The organism is Methylibium sp., assembly GCF_013817365.1.
Classification (GTDB): domain Bacteria; phylum Pseudomonadota; class Gammaproteobacteria; order Burkholderiales; family Burkholderiaceae_C; genus Methylibium.
This window is the reverse complement of the sequence record NZ_JACDCU010000545.1, coordinates 1-2,362: the sequence shown is the minus strand read 5'-3', so window position 1 is coordinate 2,362 and position 2,362 is coordinate 1. Positions and strand designations below refer to the sequence as shown.

At 66.1% G+C, this 2,362-nt stretch carries 2 protein-coding genes; both read right to left on the bottom strand.

Annotated features, from left to right (window positions below; genetic code table 11):
- On the bottom strand, positions 1–1,460 hold a 1,460-nt coding region (locus tag H0W38_RS21090), incomplete at its 3' end, for an ABC transporter ATP-binding protein (RefSeq protein WP_292457880.1).
- A gap of 236 nt (positions 1,461–1,696) precedes the next feature.
- The gene (locus H0W38_RS21085) at positions 1,697–2,134 is read right to left on the bottom strand and encodes a BON domain-containing protein (protein ID WP_292457878.1); all 438 of its coding nucleotides are present in this window, start codon (positions 2,132–2,134) and stop codon (positions 1,697–1,699) included.
- Positions 2,135–2,362 lie beyond the last annotated feature (228 nt).

The window sequence follows — 2,362 nt, the reverse complement described above, 5'->3', positions numbered from 1 at the left end:
CCGGCCGGGTCGGTCAGGTTGGCGATGAAGTCCTGCGCCTCCGCGCGGTGTGCGGCAGCCACCATGTCGGCATCGAGCGCATCGGGCCGGCCGTAGAGGATGTTCTCGCGCACCGAGCGGTGCAGCAGCGAGGTGTCCTGGGTGACCATGCCGATCTGCTCACGCAATGAATCCTGCTGTACCTCGGCGATGTCCTGCCCATCGATCAGCACGCGGCCCGCGGCCACATCATGAAAGCGCAGCAAGAGGTTGACCACCGTGGACTTGCCGGCGCCCGACCGGCCGACCAGGCCGATCTTCTCGCCAGCGCGGATGTGCAGTTGCAGCCTATCGATCACCGCGCGCTCGCCACCATAGGCAAAGCTCACATCGTCGAAGCGGATCTCGCCGCGGCTGACGATCAAGGGCCGCGCGCCGGGACGGTCCAGCACCGTGTGCGGTTTCGACAGCGTGTTCATGCCGTCCTCCACCGTCCCGATGTATTCGAACAGCGAGGCCATCTCCCACATCACCCAGTGCGAGATGCCGTTCAGGCGCAAGGCCATCGCCGTGGCCGCGGCGACCGCACCGACGCCGACGGCCCCCTGCGCCCACAGCACGAGCGTCGCGCCCGCCGTGCCGAGGATCAGCAACATGCTGAGGGTGTGGTTGACGATCTCGAAGCCGGTCACCAGCCGCATCTGCGCATGCACGGTCGTCATGAACTCCTGCATCGCGCCGCGCGCAAAGGCAGCTTCGCGCCCCGCGTGAGAGAACAACTTGACCGTGGCGATGTTGGTGTAGGCATCGGTGATGCGCCCGGTCATCAGTGAGCGCGCATCGGCCTGTTCGCGCGCCACGGCGCCCAGCCGCGGCACGAAGAAGCGCAGCGCCGCGAGGTAGAGCGCCGCCCAGCCCAGGAAGGGCAGCAGCAGCCACGCGTCGAGCGTGCCGACGATGAGCAGCATGGTCACGAAGTAGATCGTCACGAAGACCAGCAGCTCCGCAAGGATCATCCAGGTATCGCGCACTGCCAGCGCGCTTTGCATCACCTTCGTGGCCACGCGCCCTGCGAACTCGTCTTGGTAGAAACTCATGCTCTGGCCGAGCATCAGGCGGTGGAAGTTCCAGCGCAGCAGCATCGGAAAGTTGCCGGCCAGCGTCTGCTGCTTGAGCAGGCTCTGCACGGCGACGACCAACGGGCTGGCCAGCAGCACGGCCGCGAGCAACAGCAAGGTGTCGCGCTCCTGTGTCCATAACTGCGCGGGCTGCACCTCGGCCAGCCAGTCGACGATGCGCCCTAGCATGGCGAACAGCAGCGCCTCGAACACGCCGATGGCGACCGTCAGCAAGGTCATCGCCAGCAGAAAGGGACGCATGCCGCTGGTGCAGGCCCAAAGAAAGCGCAGCAGTCCGTGCGGCGGGGCCGTGGGAGTGCCATGCGGATACGGGTGCACCAGCTTCTCGAACCATGTGAACACGCAGGATCTCCGAAGTTGGCCAGACGAGGTGCGACGCGCTGAGAACATTTTCGTGCGTGGCATACCGCACGACCGCGCACGGGGACTGTCGCGGCGGCCGCGGCTTGCGGTCCGCTTAACGACGTAGAAAAGCCAGCTCGCGAGAGCTGGCTTGGCGGTCGAAACAGAAAAGCGGCGACTGGCGGCGGAATGTGACGGGCCCGCCGCTTCGCTTGATCAGCCCTTCACGGCTTCGATCAACTCTTGCTGACGGTCAACTGGTTGTCGACCGCTGTAACCCCGTCCACGCCCTGAGCGAGTTGCGTGGCTCGGTCACGGGCCACTTGGTCGGGCGCGCTGCCCTTGAGGGCAACCCGGCCACCGGAGGTGTCGACATCGATCCGCAGCGCACTCAGTGCCGGATCCTTGGCCAGTTCCGCGTTGACGCTCGCCGTGATCGCCGCGTCTGACACGGCATTGCCGGCATCGCGCACCACATCGGACGTGGCGGCGCGGGCGTCACGGCCCGTTTCGGCCATCTGGTCACGGGCGTTCTCGGTGCTGCGATCCGCGTTCGCGATGGCAGAGTCAACCTGCTGGCCGACGGTGGTGTCGTTCCGGTTGTCGCAGGCCGTCAAGGCGAGCGCTGCAAAGGTAGTGACAAGCAGGGGGGTGAGCAAGCGTTTGCGGTCCATGAGGCTCCTTCAAAGGCCCACGCTGTGAGCGGGGCGGTGTGATGTACCGGCTTCAGCGCTTTTGCCCGAGGCTCGAGCGCCGCAGGTCGGCGATTTCTGAAACTGCCCGGCAAAGATAAAGGCGAGCGCTCGCAAGCGCAGTCGGGCTCGGGCGTGTTCGGCTGTCGGACAACGCCGACAGCGCTCGACGCGCTGCGAGGGCGAGTCGAAAACTACTGCACGAGGCGC